Source organism: Thermococcus alcaliphilus (genome assembly GCF_024054535.1).
GTDB lineage: Archaea > Methanobacteriota_B > Thermococci > Thermococcales > Thermococcaceae > Thermococcus_A > Thermococcus_A alcaliphilus.
Map to the genome: position 1 here is coordinate 162,062 of NZ_JAMXLV010000018.1, position 20,644 is coordinate 182,705.

Below are 20,644 nucleotides of genomic sequence, written 5' to 3' on the forward strand. Positions count from 1 at the left end.
CTATCACCCCAGAAGGCTTCTTAAAGCCGGGAAGAGATTCACAGCGAGCAAAAACAATCCTATCCCTACAAATAGGTACGTTATAGATTTGGCAACTTTGGAAGGAAGGAAGGCTTTCAAAACATCATCAAGCATCTTTCCTCCATCAAGTGGGACTAAGGGGAAGAGATTCATCAATCCTATGCCAAGATTTAGCACGTAAATCCAGTAAAGTGAAAACGCCAGAGGGAGCACGATCCCGTTGAAGCCCACCTTTGAGGTTATGTGTTGCGCTGGATAAACTCCGAGGTAACCTTTTTCCGGATTATCCGGGTGAGAGCCCAAGGGGATGTTAATGACTTCCTTTTTCCCTTTGCGTATTACCTCAACTTCTATCGTTTCTCCAGCCTTTGTTTTGTTCATTATGTTGAAGAATTCCTCCACTGTTGCTATCTGCTGGCCGTTTATCCCCACGATGATGTCTCCCTCTTGGAGGTAGCTTTTAGCAGGGCCTTCTGGAGCCAGCTTGGAAACCTCCACTCCCGCTGGCTGTATTATGGGGTTTAAAGCATAGCTCAAAAGCAGAATAGCCAGAAGAGCCGTTACAATATTCGCCATAGAGCCAGCAGCATAAACCCTTAGACGGCTCAGCAAAGGAGCCTTTGTTAACTCTTCCTCATCCGGTTCAACAAACGCACCCGGAATCACGAAGAAAAGCACAAGACCAACGGACTTTAAGGGCAAATCCTCGGCCCTAGCAACAAATCCGTGGCTTAATTCGTGAACGAACATAACTACAATAAGTCCTATCAGCCCATACCATAGGGGAATTGTAATGCCCGGTATAACAAGCTGAACACCTGGGGTGGCGGCTTTTGTGCGAATATTCTGCATGGCAAGATTAAAGAGGGTGTAGAAAACATAAGCCATTCCGATAAAGCCGATTATTATACCAAGGGTGGAGTATCCTTTCCAGAACTTCCTATACTTCGTCCCAACTTTGTCTATGAAGTTAACAAACCTTTTGGTTCTCCATATCGCAACGAAAAGGTCAACCTGCAGACCTTCTTCTTTCTCTTCTCCTCTCCTTCCAAATGCGAGATATAGAACTCCCCAGAAGCCAAGTATCAAAGTTATTGCTGTAATTAAGCTCACCATTTTGTCCACCTAATTTCACTCCCAAGGGAAGTTTAAAAAGATAGTGCATATCCTTAAAAACAAAAGCCCTCAAGAAAAGTATGCGATGATGAGTGATGGGCGAACCGAAAGATGAGGATGGAAAGGTGATCGCTGAGCATTATTTTTGGAAGTTCCACTTTTCGTTACCGTATCTTTCTTCTATAAGCTTCTCTGCAAGTTCAAGTTCATAATCCGTCAGTTCTCCTTCCTCAAGGGGGAACTCCTCAAAGAACTTCGACTTCAATAGCTCGTAGGCCTCATCTCTGCTGAGCCTTATCCCTTCCCTTTCAAGTGTTGTCACCCTTTCCCATATGCTTGAAACCCCCTTGTCTTGCAGTTTTTTCCGGGAAACTTTGAGTACTGAAGCGAGAACTTCAAGCCTAGTTGCATACATAAAGGTACCGTGCTGTAGGATAATTCCTTTTCTTCTCGTTTGTGCAGATCCACTGATTTTCTTGCCGTTAGCCACTATGTCGTTTAACCCAGAAAAGCCACTGCTTATTCCCAATTCTTCAAGAGCTCTGACGAGAGGAGCCGCTAAAAACCTGTAGCTTCTTTCTATGTTCTTCAAGCTCTCGTGAAAATCCTCCCTTATGATCACGCTGTAGGTTATCTCGCCATATTGATCGTGAAAGACGCTTCCCCCGCCGGTTATTCTTCTCACTACAGGGATGTTAAGCTCTCTGCACTTGTCAAGATTAACATCATGTTCAACGCTCTGAAATCTACCGATGGTAATGGAACTCGGCTTGAAAACGTAAAGCCTAACGGTATCTTCAACTTTTCCTTCAATTCTCGCCCGCATTATTGCCTCATCTATCGCCATCTGCACTTCAGGTCTTGCAACTATTAGGGGAATGAACCTCATAACATCACCAAAGAGTGAAGAGAGCTAGAGCTTAAAAATGTGTGCCTAAAGAACAAAAATAGAAGGGAAGATTCCGGTCAGGGGCCGATTAGCTCATCACCCTTCAGCAACCTACCCTTCACATCATCCCAGTCCAAGCCTTTCTCTCACGATTAGTGGAGGATACCCAATTTTTGGAAAGACCAGCAGTGCCTTTGCCTCAATGGCCTCTTGAGGGATGCAGGGAAGGACATCCCCCTCAGCTAGACCGATATAGTCTTTAAGATAAGGAAACTCCTTTATGTCAAGGGGGTAGAAATCGTGTATCCAATTGTTGTCACCTTGAATCACAAAGCACCTTTTTCCATTGTACTCAACTATATCCCTAACCCTGTGAATTATTGGATACCTCGTGTAGGGTCTCTTGTAAACCACAACGTCCCCAACCTTTATCTCACTCGGAGGAACCCCCTTGAGAAGAACAACGTCTCCCCGGTAAAATGTTGGTTCCATTGAGCCGCTTATTACAATAACCAGTGGCGAGTCTGTATGAAGGGCAATTTTCAAACCGCTATGAAGAGCAAAAACAACCACAAGGCTGATGAGAAGAAATGCAACGTCTCCTTTCCATCCACTTAATAACTTTTCCTCCATTTCAATTCCTCCATGATTGTTCTAATCTTCGTTGGTATTGATCCTATGGCAGTGCATGTTTCCAGACTTATTCTCTTTCCATCGGTGATATCTAAATGATAGTTAGCCAACTTAAAGATTTCCTTCGGAAGTCCATGCCTTCCAAGGCCAACAACTAGCATAAAGCTTTCCCCTTTAAGAGCCCTTTCTGCAAGCTGATGAGAAGATATTTCCTTGTTTTCATTGGGCTTCCGTGTAGTTGCCACAATATGCCCAAACTGGGGAGGGAAGCCGCCTTTTGGAAACTCAATGAGATGAAACTTGTTTGCCCTTGCAAGCTCTATGAGGTATTTTCCGCCCTCCCCAATTGTTGTATTTTGGGATATCTCCTCAGCTATTTCATTTGGTTTCTTTTTTTCAAAGGGGAACCCTATAAGGGCAAGGTGGAAATCGAAGGCATAACAGATGGGAGCCGCTCTAGCGATGGCTCTCAGATGCGCTTCGTGAAGCTTCTTGGGATCGTATGAATTGTAGAGGGCCAAGGTAAGCATCCTGGATCACCTGATATTAGGAAAGTGGGAATGTTTATTAAGTTGTTTCCCCAATATATTTTTTGATAACGATGGTTGAGATTGGGGATATTGTGTTTTTGGTGAGGAACGGAAAATATGAGGAAGCATTGGAATTAGTTAACAATCTAGACAATAATCTAGATAAAGTGTTAGCTCTCAGTGCTATGGCTAAGGTAATTTACCCACAAGACATGGAGATGGCTTATGGTTTTTTGGAGGATGCAGAATATTTTTCTGAAAAAATTAAAGACAAGGGAGAGAAAGCGAAAGCACTCGCGAATATTGCCTCTGCATATTACAAGATAGGAGATACAGAATATGCCCTGGAGCTGTTTGAAGACGCAATAAAGGAAGCGGAAAAAATAAAGAAGCCTGAAGACAAAATACACCCTCTTGCAAATATTGCATATTATATGGGCATTTCCGGACTTGTGGATTTCTCGTTGGATCTATTTGAGAGGGTTTTTGACATAGTGGTCAACCTAAGGGTAAACTATGTGAAGAAGACCGAGTACCTCATAGACTTAGGAAACATAATAGAAAGCGTTGGAGATGAGCTCCCCTCAGAAGAGGCTATCAAATTCTACGAGAGAGCCCATGACTTATTTGAAAAGCTCCGCGTACCAGCAAAAGCTGCGACTGTTGAAAGGAAAATCGATCTAGCGAGAACCCTGGCCACAGTTGGTTTGCCTGAAATAAGGAAAGCCGTCTCGGAAGGCAAATATATCTACGCCACCAAATTAATTATACGCACATTTAACGATGAGAAGATATTTATTGGTCTTTTAGAGGTAGCACTATGGATGAAAAAGAACGAAACCCTTGGGTACAGCCACATAGTCGAAACAGCCCTTAAATATCTCCAAGAACTCCAAATACCCAAGCGCTATCTACACTACGTGATAAAGCTACTGACTGGACTCGAAAGATTTAAAGAAGCGTTAAAGCTTTCCATGAACATTGAAGACGTGGAGCTGCGCTCTGAGATTATGGCAGAAATAGCCGTGGGAATGCTAAAAAGTGGGGAAGTTGAAGGTGCTTTCAAGATAGCTGAGCTGATACCCGACATTCATATCCGCGCCGCCACAGTAGCGGAACTAAGGAAAATACTAAAATACTAAAAGCAGATAGTCTTATGGGTGAAAATCGTGATATTCGACGCTCATTCTGATTTGCCAACCTACATCTATGAGGAAAGAAAGAACGGCAATGCAGTCTTAGAGAGAAACTTTGAGAGGTTCTTCGGGGATACAATAAAGTCGAGGGTAATGGCCATTTGGACAACACCAGAAAAAAGAGCCACGGCATTGAGGTATGCCCTGGAGGTATTGAACAACTTTCACAAAGACGTCATTGAGAGTCCAAGCTTTGAGCTTGTGACCAGCGTAAAAGACATGAGGAATGTCATTAAGGATGGAAAAGTGGCACTCTGGTTTGGACTGGAGGGTGGAGAGCCGATAGAAGATAGCCTAGACCTGCTTGAAGTTTTCTACGCCTTAGGTTTAAGGGTTCTAACTTTGACGTGGAGTCTAAGAAACGCCATAGGGGACGGTGTTTTTGAGAGAACAAAAGGAGGCCTAACTAACTTCGGCATAGAAGTGCTTGGAAAAGCGGAAGAACTCGGCATAGTTGTGGATGTAAGCCATTTAAACGAGCAGGGTTTTTGGGACGTTATCGACACAACGGCGTTTCCGGTTATAGCTTCCCACTCGAATGCTTACTCCCTTTGCCCAAATCCCAGAAACCTCAAAGACGACCAAATAAAAGCCCTAGCAGAGAGAGACGGTGTTATAGGTATCAATGCAATCCCGGGTTTTGTAGATAAGGAAAACCCAACGCTGGACAAAATGGTTGCCCACGTAGAGTACATAGTGGATTTAACCGGTTACAAACACGTCGGATTTGGTTTTGACTTCGTTTACTACCTCAAAGGATGGAGCGGAAAAAGCGTCAAGGGATTTGAAAACGAAAGCAGAATTCCAGAGCTTTTGAAGAGACTAAGTGAGAATTTCAGCAAGAAGGAAGTTGAAGCAATAGCATTCAAAAACTTTGAAAGGGTTTTTGAAAGAGTCGTTGGATAACCAAAATCTTTTAACTCCTTTGCATTTCTCTCTCTTGAGTGGGGAGCATGGAAGAAATTTACTTCCTAACATTCAGAGAGGCCAGAATTTTACTGCTTTCTAAGGGAGAGGTTAGAGTAAACCTCGATTTAAGGAAAACGAACAGATCACATGTAGTTCTCGTTAGGGAGGATAAAGTCGTTTTTCCCGATGGAAGTGAAGTGAAAAAAGACATCTTGAAGAGGATAGCAAAGGACAAAAACACAGTTTACTTTTTGAGTAAGGGGCAATTATATAAAGCCGCAATTGCCGCTGACGGCTTTTACAAGCTCGTTCCCACAATTCCTCCAACCATAGAAATAAACGGCATCAGAATGCATAGGACAAAGGACACCAATCCCTTAAAAGACACCCGGAGTAAAGTAGAGGCAGTAAATCCAAGAGAAGGGGAGTTTGTCCTAGACACCTGCATGGGGTTGGGATATACGGCAATAGAAAGCGCAAAAAGAGGGGCTTATGTAATTACAATTGAAAAAGATCCGAACGTCATTGAACTTGCTCGACTCAACCCGTGGAGCAGGGAAGTTTTTACATCCCAAAACATTCAGCTTATCCAGGGAGATGCGTTTGAGGTAATAAAGAGGTTTAACGACAAAAGCTTTGATGCAATAATACATGATCCTCCAAGGTTTTCTCTTGCTGGACACCTTTATAGTGAAGAATTTTATGCTGAGCTGTTTAGGGTTTTAAAGCCAAAAGGAAGGCTATTCCACTACGTAGGAAATCCCGGCAAGAAATACAGGAAAAAAGACCTCCAGAGAGGAGTTATGGAGAGGTTGAGAAAGGTGGGGTTTAAGGGAGTTAAGAGAGTCGAAGAAGCCCTAGGAGTAGTTGCCTTAAAGCCATAACCGGTGATTGCCGTGCTCTCTAAGGCCATAGAGGAACTGAAGGACTTTGCAAGTAGAGAAGGCCTCTATGAAAAGAAGATTCTGCTTATGTTTAGCGGAGGCAAGGACAGCAGTTTAGCGCTTTATCTCCTCAAAAATGCTGGCTTAAATATCTCTGCAATAACTTTCATCCACAGATGGAGCTGGAGAGAGCCCCTTCCACACATGCTTAAATTTACAGCCTCTCTTGGAGTAGAGCATTACCTCGTTGACATAACCGAAAGCCTTCTGAGGAACTCTCTCGGAAAAAAGGGCCCCATATGCATTCACTGTAAGAAGGTCATGCTTAAAAACACCTACTGGTTTGCAAGGATTAATGGGTTTGACATCATCGCTAAAGGGGACAACGCAAACGACAAAATAAAAGGCGCTTTGCTGGATCAATGGGAAGGAGACCACAGACTAAGCACCATTCCGAGGATTGGGATTCCAATTTTGAGACCCCTAATAAACTACACGGCTGAAGAAGTTGAGGCCCTTGCAAAAGAGGCAAATATAAGAGTTTTTAGGATGTATGAGTACGGAAGGAGGAGGCAGTGGAGGGAAGGATGCCCTCTGCAGTATATTGACAAGGAGCAGGTAATAAAGGAGGAGTACTTCGATTTGGCATATAAGGCGAACTATGAAATAAGCAAAATTGCAAGAAAGCATAAGGTAAGGATGAGCGTCCTTGTGCCGTCTTTCAGAATAATGTGCCACAGATGTAACGAAAAAGTGCTTAAAGAAGCTAAAACTGTCCTCGAAGGCATTAAAAGGAGGTCTGCCAATGCTTCCTCTGGGAAAAATTAGAAACGAAATTTTGAGAAAAATAATTCTATCTGACCTTCCCGTTGGCGATGAGAAAATCGTTGTTGGGCCAAAAGAGGGCTTTGATGCGGCTGTTCTGGAATATGATGAGAGTAACTACCTTGTGATTGCCACAGACCCGGTTCTTGGAGTTCCAAGGGAGCATTTTGGATTTTTCACGTACCACTTTGCCTCAAGCGATGTAGCCGTTTTTGGAGCAAGGCCTAGATGGCTGATTGTTGACCTTCTTTTACCCCCCGGAGCCAAAGAGGAAGAGCTGAAAGCTATTATGGACGAGCTTAGAGAGGAGTGCAAAAAATATGGAACCTCCATAGTGGGAGGTCACACTGGCGTTTATAAAACCATTAACGACTTTACAGCCACAACAACTGCTATTGGAATCGTGAGAAAGGATGAACTAAAGCTTCCGCTAGCTAAGGCGGGAGATGACATAGTTATCACAAAGGGAGTTGCAATAGAATTCGCAGTCGGGGTTGCGTGGTTTAAAGCCGAGGAACTCAAGAGCGTACTCTCCCCATCAGAAATCTCTCATCTAAGGGGGATGTACAGGCTTGAGAGCGTTGTTAGAGATGCACTTTTGGCAAGGGAATTTGCGAGGGGAATGCACGACGCAACTGAAGGCGGCTTAACGGCTTTGCACGAAATAGCTGACAACTCCGGAGTGGGGTTTGAGGTTTATTATGAGAACCTCTATATGCATCCGCTTGTGGAGAAGGTCGTGAACTTCTACGGCGTAAATCCGTTAACCGTCTCTTCAACGGGGACTTTAATCATTATCTCACCAAGCGAAAATACGAGAGAATTAATCAAAAAGCTCCAAACAAACGGAATAGGGGCTTTTGTCATTGGGAGATTCACAGAAGAAAGGGAGAGAGTATTGATTAAGAACGGCAAGAAAGAGGGGTTCCCGAAATTTGAAAGAGATGCGTATGCAGAGGTGTATTAATCATTTCACCTTATACCTCAGCAGTGCGGCAATGCCACCAAGGGCCTTGAGCTTTTCGCCACCTTCGTGTTCCGAACTAACTATTACTATTTCTCCTCTTGTGCCTCTCACGAACTCCATTATCTCCTCTATCTTTTCCTTGTGATCTCCCTTTAGCAGTTCGTCCAGAACTAAAAGCGTATCTATAGCCCCGTAATTTGCAGCCTCTTCGACCTCTTTCAAGCCATAGGCAACCAGCCCGTTCTTGGAGATCTCCTCAATAACCTTTTCTACAAGCTGAATTTCCTTCGCAACCCTATTTTCGTGGTAAACCCTATCCACGGTGCCTCTCCTGATTACCTCATAGATGCCAGTCCTTCCCGTAACGCTTGTGTCTTCTATAACAACTTTCTTGGCTAGATCGGGATAATTCTCACTTAAGAATTTGTAAAAGTTCTCCTTTGCAAATCCCGGACCGGCCACAATAGCCTTGTCAACATTTTCCCTCTCCATTATTTCAATCATCGTTTTGGCAAGATCGTGGAAGAATTTTTTCTCCTCGCTCTCCCTGTCAGAGTTATACCTCTTCCCCCCAAGGTTGTGAGTCACGTTTGCTATGATGTCGACGCCATACTCTCTAACTACAGCTATGTCAGCTTCCCCCTCGTCAATCACAACTATCATAACCTTAGCCCTTTGAGAGGCCTTGACAGCCTCTTCTAACCTCTCAAGATGGTGCTTTTTCCATTTTTCTTTCTGTATCGTTATCGTGTCGTTCTCTTCAACTGCTATTGTGTGGTATTTGCCGAGGGGAACCTCTTCTCGGGAAGCATACACTATGGGGCCGGTTACCCTTAGGGCGTTTGCGAATCTGTGAAGATTTACTTTTTCCACTTTAACCCCAAGAAACACCGGTATCGCTTGGACTTTTTCGGGCCTTAGGGAATCACTCCTCTGGCTCTGCTTTCTGAGGGTTTTAGCGTAAACAACATCGCCTTCCTCGATAATGTGATAGAGGTGCCAGAGATCATCGAGCGTCTCAACCTTGACTTTGATTTTGCCCTCCTTGGGGTCTTGATGAACTATTTTCACTCTCACCACCCACTCAAGATTTGAGGCTTGCTTTTTAAATAATGAGGCGCAACTTTTAAAAAGCAACGCCCTTTATTCACCACGACTAGGCGGTGGAAACCGCGGGATGTTCCGCTCTGCGGAGAACCACAAACAGTGAAGGACGAGGTGAAAAAGATGGGAATGTACAAATACATTAGGGAAGCTTGGAAGAGCCCAAAAAAGAGCTACGTTGGAGAACTCTTGAAGCAGAGGATGATTAAGTGGAGAAGAGAGCCAAGCGTTGTTAGGATTGAGAGACCAACCAGACTTGATAGGGCTAGAAGTTTAGGCTACCAAGCGAAGCAGGGTTACGTTCTTGTTAGAGTTAGAGTGAGAAAAGGCGGAAGGAAAAGACCAAGGTGGAGGGGCGGAAGAAAGCCCTCAAAGATGGGTCAAGTTAAGTACTCACCAAAGAAGTCCCTCCAGTGGATTGCTGAGGAAAAAGCTGCGAGAAAGTTCCCCAACCTTGAGGTTCTCAACTCATATTGGGTTGGCGAGGACGGTATGTACAAGTGGTTTGAGGTTATCTTAGTTGATCCACACCACCCAGTCATCAAGTCAGATCCAAAGATCGCTTGGATTGCTGGAAAAGCCCACAAGGGTAGGGTCTTTAGAGGGCTCACAAGCGCTGGAAAGAGAAGCAGAGGTCTGCTCAACAAAGGCAAAGGCGCTGAGAAGGTCAGACCAAGCATTAGGGCTCACAGAGGAAGGGGTAAGTAATTTGCGTTTCTTATTCTCTTTTCTGTTAGATTTGTGCATTTAGGTCTAATCTCTAATCATTTTTTGTGATTTTAGATGGTCAAACTAAACCTGAATAACAGGGTGAAATTTCATTAATACTAATAAGAGTGTTAAAAATCAAAAAATTTAAGTAGTCATAATAAGAACTATAGACTGAGGTGACTCAATGGCAAAGTTTGGATTGTGGTATGTTAAATGGGACTCTTTCTTTGGAAGAAAGCTTCTCGCTTCCTTTGTGCTGTTGTTTTCTTTAGTTGCTCACTCCTTAGTTTATGCCACTCCAACTCTCACCGTTGATTTTTGTTCCTCAGGTTTTCAGGTATCTGTTGCTCCGACAACTGAAGGTGTTATCTACGTGAGCACTGGTTTTTATAATCTTAAACCCCAAAACTTTGGGGAGTGCATTGCGGAATATGATCCAACCACTCAGCGTGCCCACTTTTACCTTGTAAACTCAAGCGGTGCATATCATATTGGTTGGTATTATGAATACGGTTATCAAAACAAACTCTTTCTGAACTTCTGACCAAAGTAAAGAGAAGTGTCCTTCCAGTGCCTGGAAAACTTGAGGGGGATTATGTGGTATTTTTGTTCAACTCCACCACCTATAAAGTGCCCATCAAAGAGCTTTTATCTTATTTATGGAGCGGGGATTTGTTAAACAATTTAGTGGCATTTTCTTATGAAGAGGGGATTGTAATCGTTCCATCCGTTAAGATAGATGCCGTTGAAAATAACTTTACGGTAATCAAAAGATCCGGAAAGCATGTTGGAACAACTTTGCTGGACTTTAACTTTACATACTGGCTTTCTTATCAGTATCTTCTATACCTAAACGGCACCATCGATGGTAGGTTCCTGTTGAATGAAAAAGCGAAGAAAGAACTGATAACTTGGGAAGAACTTTCGCAGTTGTTTGATAAACCGCTCTATGTATTTTATTTTGATGGCGAGTCTCTCAAGCCTTATCTCTTGTTGAGGATCAAGATTTCACCGGAGCTAAAAGGGTTCAAACTCTCTATAAAGTACGAATTTGAGAATTTGGCGCCTCCTTATGCGACGTATAATATACCAATAACCGCCCCTGCTTCCTCTGAACCCAAATCTTTAAACTCCACTGCCAACTCGGGCACATATTGTGTCCCGGAAGATACAAAAGAAAACACTTCTTGGATTTTCCTTTTGCTAGTTATAATTGCGAGTGTAGCTTTAATAGGAGGAGCTCTACACCTAAAAAAGATCAAGTAAAGAAGACCAATATAAATCCTGTTTATACTCTTTTATACTCTATATCAGTATTAAAAATCAAAAATTTTAAAAAGTGTTATGATATAACTACTTATTGAGGTGATATTACGGCCACATATGGATTGTGGTACTTTAAAGCACAAGATGGAAATTATGAAACATTTCCCTCCGCAGGAACACCATCTCAGCTGAAAGACAGAGGATTTACCTATGCAATAGCTCTGCATTCTGCTGCAAAAGATGAAAATGGGAACTTATTATATGGGAATATTCCGTTTAGTGGATATTCCTACAACAATGGATACCAAGATGGAGCATCTCTTGGAAGATGGATAGATTCGATACTGAAAGGAATCGATTATTTTGTTGTGGTTCCAGTTCTCATCGACGAGAGTAAAACCAGAGGAGTTAGAGGGATACAATACTGGAAAGGATGGATTGACGGAGTATACGATAACACAAGTGGTTATCAAATAGGCTTCTATTGGTATCTTGAAAATCCATGGCAAGTTAGTGATGGAGTTGTTTATGAGGAAGACATTCAAGAAATCTCAAACTACATTAAAAATAAATGGCAACATTTAATTTGGATACCATATGTCAACGATAAGATAAACCTAAATAACACTGACATAAAACCCCTGTCAAAATACTTTACTTATGTCTTTGTTCAGCCACATTATTATCAAAGATGGAAAGAATATTACACTGGAACTTTGGAAGGAGCTCCTAATGAGTATCCCTATTTAACAAGGGGTGTTGATGCACTAGTTGAGATTTTGAATTGGATATGGAGCATTCCTAACGGATATATAGAAATGGAAGTAGATGGGACTATTAACTCATACCCAGACCTAATAAATAAGGCATGTGACTATGTTACAGCACAAAAGAATTCGGTGGTTGGAGATACTTGGCCACAGAGAGCATATTACTACAATGCTAATACAAACAATGTTGATGAAGTGAGGAATCAATGTCCAGAGTGGTAAAAGACACTGTCTTTGTTTCTATTCTCTTTCTTCTACTTATCGGCTCTATTCCAGTATCGGCTGGTTGTACTGACAATCTGAAAATCATAAACGCTTATTCTGTCGGAGACAAGGTAGCATTCGTGGTTCTCAACACTACATCGAATAAACTTTATGCTCTAACTTACAACGGTTACTCCTTTGAAGTAGAACCACTTAATTTCACTACATCATATTTAGTGAGACACTGGAACGGCAAGTACTGGCTCCTCCAAAAGGGAAGGCGGGAAACTGTTAGCCTTTACACATACCAGAATGGTGTCCTTAGGCTTGTTAAAACTTTTAGTGGGGGTAGCTTATGCACGGATAATGACTTAGAAATTAAGTGGAATGGCAGAGAGTACTTTCTAACTTTTATAGAAGCGGGTTCCCATGATGATCCCAACACTGGAGAGTGCACTTTCAAGTTTAAACACTACCTTTTAAAAGATGAAAACCTAGCCCCTCTTAATGTCACTGGGCAGGAGCTCTGGATCCCTGCGCTTAACGCTTGGCTCATCGGGGAATCTTTAGTTGATGAGAATGGAAAAGTGCTCGGAGAGTACAACTTCAGTAAAACCGGTATATACTCGGTGGGGCTGGCTGTTGATGGTGGCAAAACCTTTCTTGTGGTATCGTCAGATGGAGGATGGGTTCGAGTATTCACTATCAGGAACTCTTCTCTGGTTTTAATCTACAATCGGAGATTAGAAAAAAGAGAGTTGGGAGAAGGGCCATATCCCCCAAAGGTGTGGATTGGAAAGCCGGTACTTCTCAGTAGAGATTCGCATAACGAGTCAAGAGTTAATGTATGGTTATTTAACGGCACTGATTTCGTCAAAATACATACCTTTGAAAAATATGCGACACTTTATCCGGTGACGACCTCCAAGAAAAGTTATATCCTTTCAAGTATCCCAACCATTAAGGGCGTCAAGGACATCCATGTCTTGCTGGAATTATTTGAGATCAGAGGAGCTTTACTTGTCCAAGTTGGCTCTCTGGAAGTCGAAGGCAATTACCTTAGAGTCATCATGCAGGAATTAGAGGGGTTCCCCGCACCAGGAATTGAGCCTGGGAGCATGCTTGTAGCTTCTGGAAAGAGTTCAGTTCTTCTGTTTAACTCAACTCACGTATTCAATTTCACATCAGGAAAAAGCATTGAGCTTCTGGATGCCCTTAAAAACCATGGATACAGGGTAGCGCTTTGCTGTGGAGGATGGATTGTATTTAACGAGAATATGATATATTCCTTTAAAGACGGTAAATTTAAGAACATAACTCCGGAGATGCTCTTGGCATTGTCTGAGAGGTCAAAGAACAAGGGTTCTTCGAGAACAGTTATTTTGAGCAGTCTTATGGTTGTGGTAGTTGTTTTGCTAGTTTTCCTAAAGAAAAAGAAGATAACATTTTGAAAAATTTGGAGTCTGGTTTCATAGTTAACCTTTTCCAAACAATGAAAATTGTTGTGACGGGTATATTTAGGAAGTGAAGAACAATGAAATTCAATAGGTATTTTGAGAGTTAAAAGCTTTTAAACAATCTTCTCAAAACTTCAAAGGGGTGAAGATATGGCAAAGCTTCAGGCTCACCATATAAGAGTGTCAACCTTTGCCCATGCAACCGAGGATCCAGAAAAGGTTCTCGAGGCTATGGGGACTTTTTTTCCAGAGGATATTCCTTCTGAGGACATAGAGTTTGAGGTAGTTGAAACCGAAGGCTACTTCGGAAATCCGATAAAGGTCATAAACGCCGAGATAAAGAGAAGCAGAAGTGTAAAAAAGATGTTGGAGCACATTAAGGGACTTTTAAGCGAAGAGGATAAGGAATATCTTTTAGAAAACCTTGAAGAGAAGGTTGACGATACGGGAACGTTTTTCATTCGCTTCAACAAACAGAAGGCATACCTAGGAGAGGCGAAGGTTGGTGAAGGAGAAGACGTTATCCAAGTAAAGATAAAGGTCAAAGCATTCCCAATGAAAAAGGAAAGCGTTGTGAAGGCAATCAGGGAGTGGTTGAGCGAATGAAGTGGATTGAAATGGACGTCAGGAGTGAGGAAGCTTACAATCAAGCCAAAGAATGGTACGATGAGGTAGTTTTTACAAAGAAAGTTCACCTAAAAAATCCTCCAAACTTTGATGAGCTTAAAAGCGAAATTAAAGGGCTTAAAGAAAAGTACAAAAATGTTGCACTGCTGATTATTACCGAAAAGCCTTCTCTAATAAGAGAAATAAGAAAAAGGATCTCAAATACCCTCATATATGTGCAGGGGGGAAATCTAAGGGTTGTTAGATTCGCGATAGAGAACAAGGTTGATGCGGTGATAGCCCCAGAATACGGGAGAAAGGATTCCGGTTTTGATCACGTCCTTGCGAGGCTAGCGGCTAAAAACAATGTTGCTGTGGGTTTTTCTCTCGCTCCTCTACTGAAGGCAACTCCCTATGAAAGGGCAAACATACTGAAGTTTATGATGAAAAACTGGAGGCTTGTGGAGAAGTACAAAACTCCCAGATTTTTAACTTCCTCAGCTGAATCCAAATGGGAAGTACGTTTTCCAAGGGACTTAATGAGCCTTGGAATAAACATCGGTATGGAGATTCCACAGGCAAAAGCATCTCTGAGCTTTTATCCAGAAATGATGCTAAAAAAGTTGAAAAGGTCTTAAAAGCCTAAAAACGCTATTCTTTGGCTTCTTCGAGCAAGCGAGTTAGCAGTGCCCACTGCTGGTCTTCAAAGGCATCTCTCTCCGCAACAAGGATCAAAGTTCCCTTATGGCTCACGACAAAGTCCTTCAGCTTGTTTAGGAACTTTATCACGCTTGTGAATTCGTTGTACATGATCAAGTATTCCAAGCAGTCTATTAGTATAATTCCTCTGCTCCCGGCTTCTTCCATTGCTTTTAGATATTTATACGACAGCTCTGTCATCCTTTCTAAGTTCATGGGTGATATGGCCTCTACTTTGCTTTCTTTGGTGGCCGTGGTTACGAAATAGTAAGTCCAATTCTCGGGGATATTGTTCAAAGTTCTGACAAACGCAAGTACAGGCGCATCTTTCAACTTCTCTTTTACCTTTTTGTACTCTTCTTGGTTTATTATCCTGACACCCGGCTCTATCTCAACTTCGTGGATTTCCATTGTTTTTAGCCTGAGGAACTCTTCAGAGGATGTAAGCCTTATCATTAATACCGTTAGGGCTACTATGAGAAAGGCAGAAACTGCTGATCCAAATATTGCCTGTTCAGGAAGAGTGTAAGTTATGGGAATTGGAAGCAAGTGAAGACCAAATATTAACAAGACTATTGAAAGATAAGTTATCTTCTTTCCATAAATATCCTTTATTTCTCTGACTAAGTATCCAAGCCACATGAAGAGTAACCCTGCTATTCCATGGGAACTACTTAACACTAGGAAACCTCTGAGATCTGGGGCTTTTGCTTCCATTAGCATGCCAATTACAATCAAGTACAGAACTAGAATTGGTCCCAACAAAGAAAACACTTCAACATAATGGGGGGCTATTCCCATTTTCTCTTCTTTAAGCCATTTAACTATTCCAATAAATATCAAAGTACTTGTCAGAGTTAATAGGAATCCGAGTCTATATGCCGTTCCAGTCGTGTAGGTGCTGGAGATCAAGCCATAATGAACTACAGTAAAGAAATCAAACAACCAAGCTAGTGCTATATAAAAGGCAGAAGTCCTTTTGGTTTTAAAGTAAATTCTGAGGATTAACACAAATGCCAGTATATCAAAGCCCATTGTTATAATTCCAGGAAGCACTGAAAGTGTGGAGTATGGATCCACTTTTCTCACCCCACCTCTCTTTTAGGATTGCCAAATCCATCCCACTTAAAAGGTTTTGTTGGTGGAACCCTATAAATATCTTCATCTTCAATCTTCACAACAAGTAGTTCAGGACGTGCCATTATTATCCCCATCTTCCCCTTTTCATTATAGTTAACAATTTCAACTCTCTCATCTCTACAAACCAAAGGGAAGATTATAGTAAAGGGGTAGTTCGGATAGTATAATAGCATATCCCTTTTAACTATTCCTACATTAGTCCCAAAACCGTAATGACCATAGAGAGGGATAACCTCTGCATTAGGAAACATTTCCTGGATTTCTTTAAATTTCTGTGGAGTTAAATCAAGTCCTCCTGTGAGTATTGTTTGTATCTCTTCAGCTTTTTTTGAAAAAAGGGACAAAAGTGGTGGTGCAGTCTTCACAGTATTTATATTGTCTTTTTCTAATACTCTCTCAGTGTATATTTTAAGAGGTCGTAACTCTGGCACATTCCCTCCATATCTCTCGACCTTTTCCTTTAGATTATATGTCTCTATGCCAATAAAATACAATACGCCCCCATAGGACCACACAAGCTCGCTTATCTCCTCTTGATACCATCCATAAGGGCCGTGAGCCAGAGCTCTCATCCTGTACTCTTCGTTATAAATTTCGTTTAACTTATATATCTCGTCAAAAGACGCTTTCGAGTATTTCACAAGAAGCTTCATATACTCGTAGTCCCAGTGGAGTATGCCCCTTTCTCGGGTGGTTCCAGAAGATTGGTAAAATCTTACTTTTCCCCTATAATTATTGGGAAGAAAATCAAGCCAGTTGTTTCGGAGGTACTTTTCACTAACAGCCAGATTTGAGTTGAAGATGTTCTCAAAAACGTCTTCAAGCTTCCCCTCAAAGATTTCATCCAAGTTTACTTTCTTTTTCATTCTCTTCCAGTAGGGGGTATTTTCAAGATGATACTCAAATATTCCTCTAAGATGCGAGATAGTCTCTTTTTCTGTTATGTTGAGGGGATCATAGTCCTTTGCAAAATCTTCATACTTCATTTTACCATCCTCCAAGAACTCCCAATTAGATGTTTGCTAAGTATAATGGGTGGGGGATGTTATTAAATTTTTCTACAATGAGTGGGGGAAAAGATTAAATAAAAAGCAACAGTAATATAACAAGGTGTTGCAGCAATGAGCGGCATTTTGCTTGGGAAAAAAGACCCCGAGAATTTAAGGTATACAGCCGAGACAGCATACAAGACAACGGAATTCTGGAAAGAAAAGTTTTCAGATGTCGATATAGATGAATTAAAACCAGAAACACTTGCTTCTCTAACTGACAAAGTATTCATAGAGCCCCACGATCTGCATGAAAGAGAAAGGGTCTGGCCAACATACATAAAAGGTCTAGAGGTTTTCCATGTATTTACGAGAACTAGTGGCACAACGGGAATGCCAAAAAGGATTCCAATAACCGAAGACGACATTGAAAGGGCCGGTGAACAAATGAAAGCATGGGTAGAAGAGTATTTGGAAACAAACAAACTTGCCTCGTTTCTTCCGCCATTACCATCTGCCTCTGGGTTTTATGTTCTTGGCGCTATTAGAAATTTAAGACCAAAAATTGCATATCATGGCCTTCCAATCCAATATTTAAGAGATAGAGACCTGTTGATAAAAGAACTCAGAGAGACAAACGCTACTGCTATTTTTGCCTTAACTACAACAGCTTATAAACTTGGACTCATTCTTCCGGAGAGTATAAAAGAAGACATTCAGTTAATAGGTGTAGGAGCAGAGACCCTTACACAAGAGGTCGCAAATGCAATACTTAACAATTTTCCAAATGCAATAATAGTTGATAATTATGCAAGCTCTGAAGAAGGAGTAACAGGTTATAGGGTTATCAAAAAAAATAAAGTAGAGCCCTTCACTTTCCCAGAATCACTGATAGTCCTAAAAGAGAACGAGGATCCAGAGTATAAGGACTATTACGAAATGTACATCACCAAGATAATGAAAGAAGGCGAACTTACGGGACTGCCAATCTTTAACTATAAGATTGGAGATATAGCAAAGGTAATTGATGGAAAAGTCATGAACATAATCAGGGTAAAAGACGTGATAAGCCTTGGAGGGGCAAAGCTTCACATAGATCAGGTTATGGACATCGTTCACAGATATCCCTTCTTGGTGGACTTCGTGATAATCTACCACCCTCTCTCGCCGGGTAATCCAAAACCAAAAGCCATAATAAAGGTCGGATACGTGGGAGAAAAGCCATCCGGCATAGAAGACGAAATAAAGAGCCTAATATACGAAGCCAACAACCCAGTTAGATATGAGGTTGAAGAGGCTAAATCCTCTGAGCTTGTCGTAGAGGTAGTCCCCGCAGAGAAAGTAAGAGAAGGCTTACCTCAAAAACCAGGGAAGACAAAGAGAATTTTCATAGTTGGAAAAGACCTCTAGGCCCTATTTTATCTTTTTGTATGGTAAATTATTTAACTTAAAAACCTCAAGTCTATTCTAGGTGAGAATTATGAAGCCAAAGATAATCCACGACCCCATTCATGGAAGTATGAAGATAAGCGGGCTCATTTTAGACCTCATAAAAACTCCAGAATTTCAGAGGCTTAGGAATATAAAGCAACTCGGCCTTGCGTATCTTGTCTACCCCGGTGCAAATCACTCCCGCTTTGAGCATTCCCTAGGGACATACAACATTGCAAAAAGGCTCGCCATGGAACTGGGACTTAGCGAAGAGGAAAAAACCCTCCTGGAGACAGCAGCTTTGCTTCACGACATCGGCCACGGTCCGTTTTCACATACCTTCGAGCAGATATACGAGCACTATGTGAGGGAATACGACCATATGCATCTCGGCCAAAACATCATCCTTGGAAAGATTGACATAATAGATGGAGAGATAGAAGAAAGGCAGTTCATACCTGAGATACTTGACTTTTACGGATACAAGCCAAAAGAAGTTGCCGACCTTATTCTGGGCAAATATGGAAAAAGATATCTCGGACAGGCACTACATGGAGACGTAGATGTAGACCAGCTGGATTACCTTATTAGAGATGCACACTACACCGGAGTAGCCCATGGGATAATCGACCTTGAGAGGCTTCTGAAGGTTCTAAGAATTCACAACAATGAGCTTGTTGTTGACGAGAAGGGGGTTGAGGCAGTTGAGGGCATGATGGTAGCTAGAGCACTGATGTACTCAAGGGTCTACTTCCACCACACGGTAAAGATAGCGGAGGGAATGCTGACTAGGGCTTTGGAGTTTGCCCTTGAAGACGGCTACCTCTGGGAGTTCTGGAAGATGACAGACTGCAGAGTTCTCGTGGAGCTCGAGGATTTGGAAGGCTATCCAAGGGAAATCGTCAAGCGTATCAAGTACCGCGACTTGTTTAAGGCGGCATTGCTATTAGGGGCCGATGAACTTACCGCCGAGGAAAAAAGAGAATTGTTGGCAGTTTATAGAGACATAAAGAAACGCCAAGAGCTCGAAAGGAAACTAGCAGATGCCGTGGGAGCGAAGGAAGGAGAAGTAATTATAGAATTCTCAACGGCTGATCTAATGCTTACCGAGCCGAGATTGAAGTCAACGGAAATTGGAGTAGTAATGCACACCGGAGAAATAAAGCCCCTAACAAAAGTTACCCCACTTGCAAACGCCCTCAAGAGAAGGCAAACACCCAGATGGGCCGTAATGGTTGCATCGCCATCAAAATATGTCGACAAGATTAGAGACATGTGGAGAAAGGTTTTCTTCAGCTAAATATCTTTCTCTTTATCTCCTTCTTGAGTTCTTCAATCATCTCAATAAGCTCATCGGCATCCCTAATCTCGTTGAGCTTCTCCTTTGGAATGAGGGGAATCTCTCCCACAACCTCGGTTTTAGTCTTTTCGAGGATGAACAGCCCGTCGCTCTGGATAATTTTGCTGACTTCATTTACCATTTGAGCCCTCCTCACAGTTGATGATGTCTTTCTCTCGCTTATGCCGGTTAAAATCTTCACTCCCTCTTCCTTTGAGATAGCATCAAACGGAGCTTTTTTGATTTTAACAACACCCATTCCAAAATCCTCTAAGCGTTTGAAAATTTCCTTTTCAAGTTCTGTCTCCGGTTCAACTTCCATCTTAGCTTCAACTTTGGCGTTGAGGACATCAATGGGCTTTGCAATTGGGGCATCAAACAGCTCTTCAAGCCTCAGGGCAACCTCAAGGCTCATGGCCTGCTCTCCCCTCTCATAGTTTTGGAGGCTCTTTCTTGAAACCCCCAGAAGCTCAGCAAGCTCCCCAATGCTGTAACCGTGTCTTTCCCTAAGCTCTCGCAGGTATTCTCCGTTAACCCTCACGTAAAAGCCTCCTCTCTCGGCAAAGATTGCAGGTAGTTCGTTTTCCACAAGAATGTCATACAGCGTTTGGGGGTTTAGAGCGTAAATTCCATGTCTCTCGTAAACTACGCCTTCCTCAAGCTCCTCGTTTTTAGATCTTAACCCCACAATAAGCGGAGAAGCCTCAAAGAACTTGGCTAAACGTTTTAAATCTTCCGCCTGCTCCTCTGTAAGGGAATCGATGTTTTGAAGAACTTTCACAAAGAGCAACAAAAAGAGCCTACTCGCAGCTAGGTCAAAGCACGAACCTTTAAACTCCATTCTCGCTACCTTAAATCCAGTTCCCCTGAATATGCTTTCAACAATTCGCAACAATCTCTCTTTTTCCATCATATCATTTATAAATAAAGCTTGGAAATTTAAAAGTTTCCCATTGAT

The 20,644-nt window shown here is 42.1% G+C and carries 22 protein-coding genes; 14 read left to right on the forward strand and 8 right to left on the reverse strand.

Annotated features, from left to right (window positions below):
- Positions 1 to 3: 3 nt before the first annotated feature.
- From NF859_RS03610 to NF859_RS03625, 4 genes are all read right to left on the reverse strand, one after another.
- Positions 4 to 1,137, reverse strand: coding sequence for a site-2 protease family protein (locus NF859_RS03610; protein WP_252743084.1), 1,134 nt, complete (start codon positions 1,135 to 1,137; stop codon positions 4 to 6).
- Between the two features lie 139 nt (positions 1,138 to 1,276).
- On the reverse strand, positions 1,277 to 2,026 hold the full coding sequence (gene lplA, locus NF859_RS03615) for a lipoate-protein ligase large subunit (protein WP_252743046.1): 750 nt from the start codon (positions 2,024 to 2,026) through the stop codon (positions 1,277 to 1,279).
- A gap of 123 nt (positions 2,027 to 2,149) precedes the next feature.
- Entirely contained in the window at positions 2,150 to 2,659 is a 510-nt protein-coding gene (locus NF859_RS03620) for a signal peptidase I (protein ID WP_087035273.1), read from the reverse strand.
- Positions 2,641 to 3,189, reverse strand: coding sequence for a DUF531 domain-containing protein (locus NF859_RS03625; RefSeq protein WP_252743047.1), 549 nt, complete (start codon positions 3,187 to 3,189; stop codon positions 2,641 to 2,643). Before NF859_RS03625 ends, NF859_RS03620 begins: the two co-directional genes overlap by 19 nt.
- Before the next feature lie 71 nt (positions 3,190 to 3,260).
- On the opposite strand from NF859_RS03625, the gene NF859_RS03630 reads away from it, so the two are divergent.
- The 5 genes from NF859_RS03630 to NF859_RS03650 are packed head-to-tail and all read left to right on the forward strand — an operon-like array spanning position 3,261 to position 7,970.
- Positions 3,261 to 4,331: a hypothetical protein gene (locus NF859_RS03630; protein ID WP_252743085.1), complete on the forward strand. Its 1,071-nt coding sequence runs from the start codon at positions 3,261 to 3,263 to the stop codon at positions 4,329 to 4,331.
- 27 nt (positions 4,332 to 4,358) lie between these two features.
- Positions 4,359 to 5,291: a dipeptidase gene (locus NF859_RS03635; protein WP_252743086.1), complete on the forward strand. Its 933-nt coding sequence runs from the start codon at positions 4,359 to 4,361 to the stop codon at positions 5,289 to 5,291.
- A gap of 47 nt (positions 5,292 to 5,338) precedes the next feature.
- Positions 5,339 to 6,178 carry a class I SAM-dependent methyltransferase gene (locus tag NF859_RS03640; protein ID WP_252743087.1) on the forward strand — a complete coding sequence of 280 codons (840 nt, stop codon included), beginning with the start codon at positions 5,339 to 5,341 and terminating at the stop codon, positions 6,176 to 6,178.
- Positions 6,179 to 6,190: 12 nt separating this feature from the next.
- Positions 6,191 to 7,006, forward strand: a complete 816-nt coding sequence (locus tag NF859_RS03645) for a 7-cyano-7-deazaguanine synthase (protein WP_252743048.1) — start codon at positions 6,191 to 6,193, stop codon at positions 7,004 to 7,006.
- Complete coding sequence (locus NF859_RS03650; RefSeq protein WP_252743049.1) at positions 6,984 to 7,970, forward strand: AIR synthase family protein; 987 nt, start codon at positions 6,984 to 6,986, stop codon at positions 7,968 to 7,970. Before NF859_RS03645 ends, NF859_RS03650 begins: the two co-directional genes overlap by 23 nt.
- On the opposite strand, the gene NF859_RS03655 is transcribed toward NF859_RS03650, so the two are convergent.
- Positions 7,971 to 9,041 (reverse strand): mRNA surveillance protein pelota, encoded by a 1,071-nt coding sequence (locus NF859_RS03655; RefSeq protein ID WP_252743050.1) that lies wholly within the window; start codon positions 9,039 to 9,041, stop codon positions 7,971 to 7,973.
- Positions 9,042 to 9,197: 156 nt separating this feature from the next.
- On the opposite strand from NF859_RS03655, the gene NF859_RS03660 reads away from it, so the two are divergent.
- From NF859_RS03660 to NF859_RS03690, 7 genes are all read left to right on the forward strand, one after another.
- Entirely contained in the window at positions 9,198 to 9,782 is a 585-nt protein-coding gene (locus NF859_RS03660) for a 50S ribosomal protein L15e (RefSeq protein ID WP_004066319.1), read from the forward strand.
- A 187-nt stretch (positions 9,783 to 9,969) separates the two neighbouring features.
- On the forward strand, positions 9,970 to 10,329 hold the full coding sequence (locus tag NF859_RS03665; protein WP_252743051.1) for a hypothetical protein: 360 nt from the start codon (positions 9,970 to 9,972) through the stop codon (positions 10,327 to 10,329).
- Positions 10,330 to 10,355: 26 nt separating this feature from the next.
- Positions 10,356 to 11,051, forward strand: coding sequence for a hypothetical protein (locus tag NF859_RS03670; protein WP_252743052.1), 696 nt, complete (start codon positions 10,356 to 10,358; stop codon positions 11,049 to 11,051).
- A 122-nt stretch (positions 11,052 to 11,173) separates the two neighbouring features.
- Positions 11,174 to 12,043, forward strand: coding sequence for a hypothetical protein (locus NF859_RS03675; RefSeq protein ID WP_252743053.1), 870 nt, complete (start codon positions 11,174 to 11,176; stop codon positions 12,041 to 12,043).
- Positions 12,028 to 13,476, forward strand: a complete 1,449-nt coding sequence (locus NF859_RS03680) for a hypothetical protein (protein WP_252743054.1) — start codon at positions 12,028 to 12,030, stop codon at positions 13,474 to 13,476. Before NF859_RS03675 ends, NF859_RS03680 begins: the two co-directional genes overlap by 16 nt.
- Before the next feature lie 156 nt (positions 13,477 to 13,632).
- A complete protein-coding gene (locus tag NF859_RS03685; RefSeq protein WP_252743055.1) occupies positions 13,633 to 14,088 on the forward strand; it encodes an RNA-binding protein in 456 nt (151 codons plus the stop codon).
- Entirely contained in the window at positions 14,085 to 14,726 is a 642-nt protein-coding gene (locus NF859_RS03690) for a Ribonuclease P protein component 3 (RefSeq protein ID WP_252743056.1), read from the forward strand. The genes NF859_RS03685 and NF859_RS03690 overlap by 4 nt, the downstream gene beginning before the upstream one ends.
- 13 nt (positions 14,727 to 14,739) lie before the next feature.
- On the opposite strand, the gene NF859_RS03695 is transcribed toward NF859_RS03690, so the two are convergent.
- Together NF859_RS03695 and NF859_RS03700 are read right to left on the reverse strand one after the other, a co-directional pair.
- Complete coding sequence (locus NF859_RS03695; RefSeq protein ID WP_252743057.1) at positions 14,740 to 15,867, reverse strand: DUF835 domain-containing protein; 1,128 nt, start codon at positions 15,865 to 15,867, stop codon at positions 14,740 to 14,742.
- Between the two features lie 5 nt (positions 15,868 to 15,872).
- A complete protein-coding gene (locus NF859_RS03700; protein ID WP_252743058.1) occupies positions 15,873 to 16,913 on the reverse strand; it encodes a hypothetical protein in 1,041 nt (346 codons plus the stop codon).
- A gap of 135 nt (positions 16,914 to 17,048) precedes the next feature.
- Here NF859_RS03700 and NF859_RS03705 point away from each other — a divergent pair, with 135 nt between their 5' ends.
- Both NF859_RS03705 and NF859_RS03710 read left to right on the forward strand, forming a co-directional pair.
- Positions 17,049 to 18,326 carry an AMP-binding protein gene (locus NF859_RS03705; protein ID WP_252743059.1) on the forward strand — a complete coding sequence of 426 codons (1,278 nt, stop codon included), beginning with the start codon at positions 17,049 to 17,051 and terminating at the stop codon, positions 18,324 to 18,326.
- 70 nt (positions 18,327 to 18,396) lie between these two features.
- The gene (locus NF859_RS03710) at positions 18,397 to 19,647 is read left to right on the forward strand and encodes an HD domain-containing protein (protein ID WP_252743060.1); all 1,251 of its coding nucleotides are present in this window, start codon (positions 18,397 to 18,399) and stop codon (positions 19,645 to 19,647) included.
- On the opposite strand, the gene NF859_RS03715 is transcribed toward NF859_RS03710, so the two are convergent.
- A complete protein-coding gene (locus NF859_RS03715) occupies positions 19,640 to 20,596 on the reverse strand; it encodes a transcriptional regulator (protein ID WP_252743088.1) in 957 nt (318 codons plus the stop codon). The two genes, NF859_RS03710 and NF859_RS03715, sit on opposite strands and share 8 nt — an antisense overlap.
- Positions 20,597 to 20,644 lie beyond the last annotated feature (48 nt).

Coding starts and splice junctions, on each gene's coding strand:
- NF859_RS03610 (WP_252743084.1), bottom strand. CDS start 1,137: ATGGTGAGCTTAATTACAGCAATAACTTTGATACTTGGCTTCTGGGGA.
- lplA (WP_252743046.1), bottom strand. CDS start 2,026: ATGAGGTTCATTCCCCTAATAGTTGCAAGACCTGAAGTGCAGATGGCG.
- NF859_RS03620 (WP_087035273.1), bottom strand. CDS start 2,659: ATGGAGGAAAAGTTATTAAGTGGATGGAAAGGAGACGTTGCATTTCTT.
- NF859_RS03625 (WP_252743047.1), bottom strand. CDS start 3,189: ATGCTTACCTTGGCCCTCTACAATTCATACGATCCCAAGAAGCTTCAC.
- NF859_RS03630 (WP_252743085.1), top strand. CDS start 3,261: ATGGTTGAGATTGGGGATATTGTGTTTTTGGTGAGGAACGGAAAATAT.
- NF859_RS03640 (WP_252743087.1), top strand. CDS start 5,339: ATGGAAGAAATTTACTTCCTAACATTCAGAGAGGCCAGAATTTTACTG.
- NF859_RS03650 (WP_252743049.1), top strand. CDS start 6,984: ATGCTTCCTCTGGGAAAAATTAGAAACGAAATTTTGAGAAAAATAATT.
- NF859_RS03660 (WP_004066319.1), top strand. CDS start 9,198: ATGGGAATGTACAAATACATTAGGGAAGCTTGGAAGAGCCCAAAAAAG.
- NF859_RS03665 (WP_252743051.1), top strand. CDS start 9,970: ATGGCAAAGTTTGGATTGTGGTATGTTAAATGGGACTCTTTCTTTGGA.
- NF859_RS03680 (WP_252743054.1), top strand. CDS start 12,028: ATGTCCAGAGTGGTAAAAGACACTGTCTTTGTTTCTATTCTCTTTCTT.
- NF859_RS03685 (WP_252743055.1), top strand. CDS start 13,633: ATGGCAAAGCTTCAGGCTCACCATATAAGAGTGTCAACCTTTGCCCAT.
- NF859_RS03690 (WP_252743056.1), top strand. CDS start 14,085: ATGAAGTGGATTGAAATGGACGTCAGGAGTGAGGAAGCTTACAATCAA.
- NF859_RS03700 (WP_252743058.1), bottom strand. CDS start 16,913: ATGAAGTATGAAGATTTTGCAAAGGACTATGATCCCCTCAACATAACA.
- NF859_RS03705 (WP_252743059.1), top strand. CDS start 17,049: ATGAGCGGCATTTTGCTTGGGAAAAAAGACCCCGAGAATTTAAGGTAT.
- NF859_RS03710 (WP_252743060.1), top strand. CDS start 18,397: ATGAAGCCAAAGATAATCCACGACCCCATTCATGGAAGTATGAAGATA.
- NF859_RS03715 (WP_252743088.1), bottom strand. CDS start 20,596: ATGGAAAAAGAGAGATTGTTGCGAATTGTTGAAAGCATATTCAGGGGA.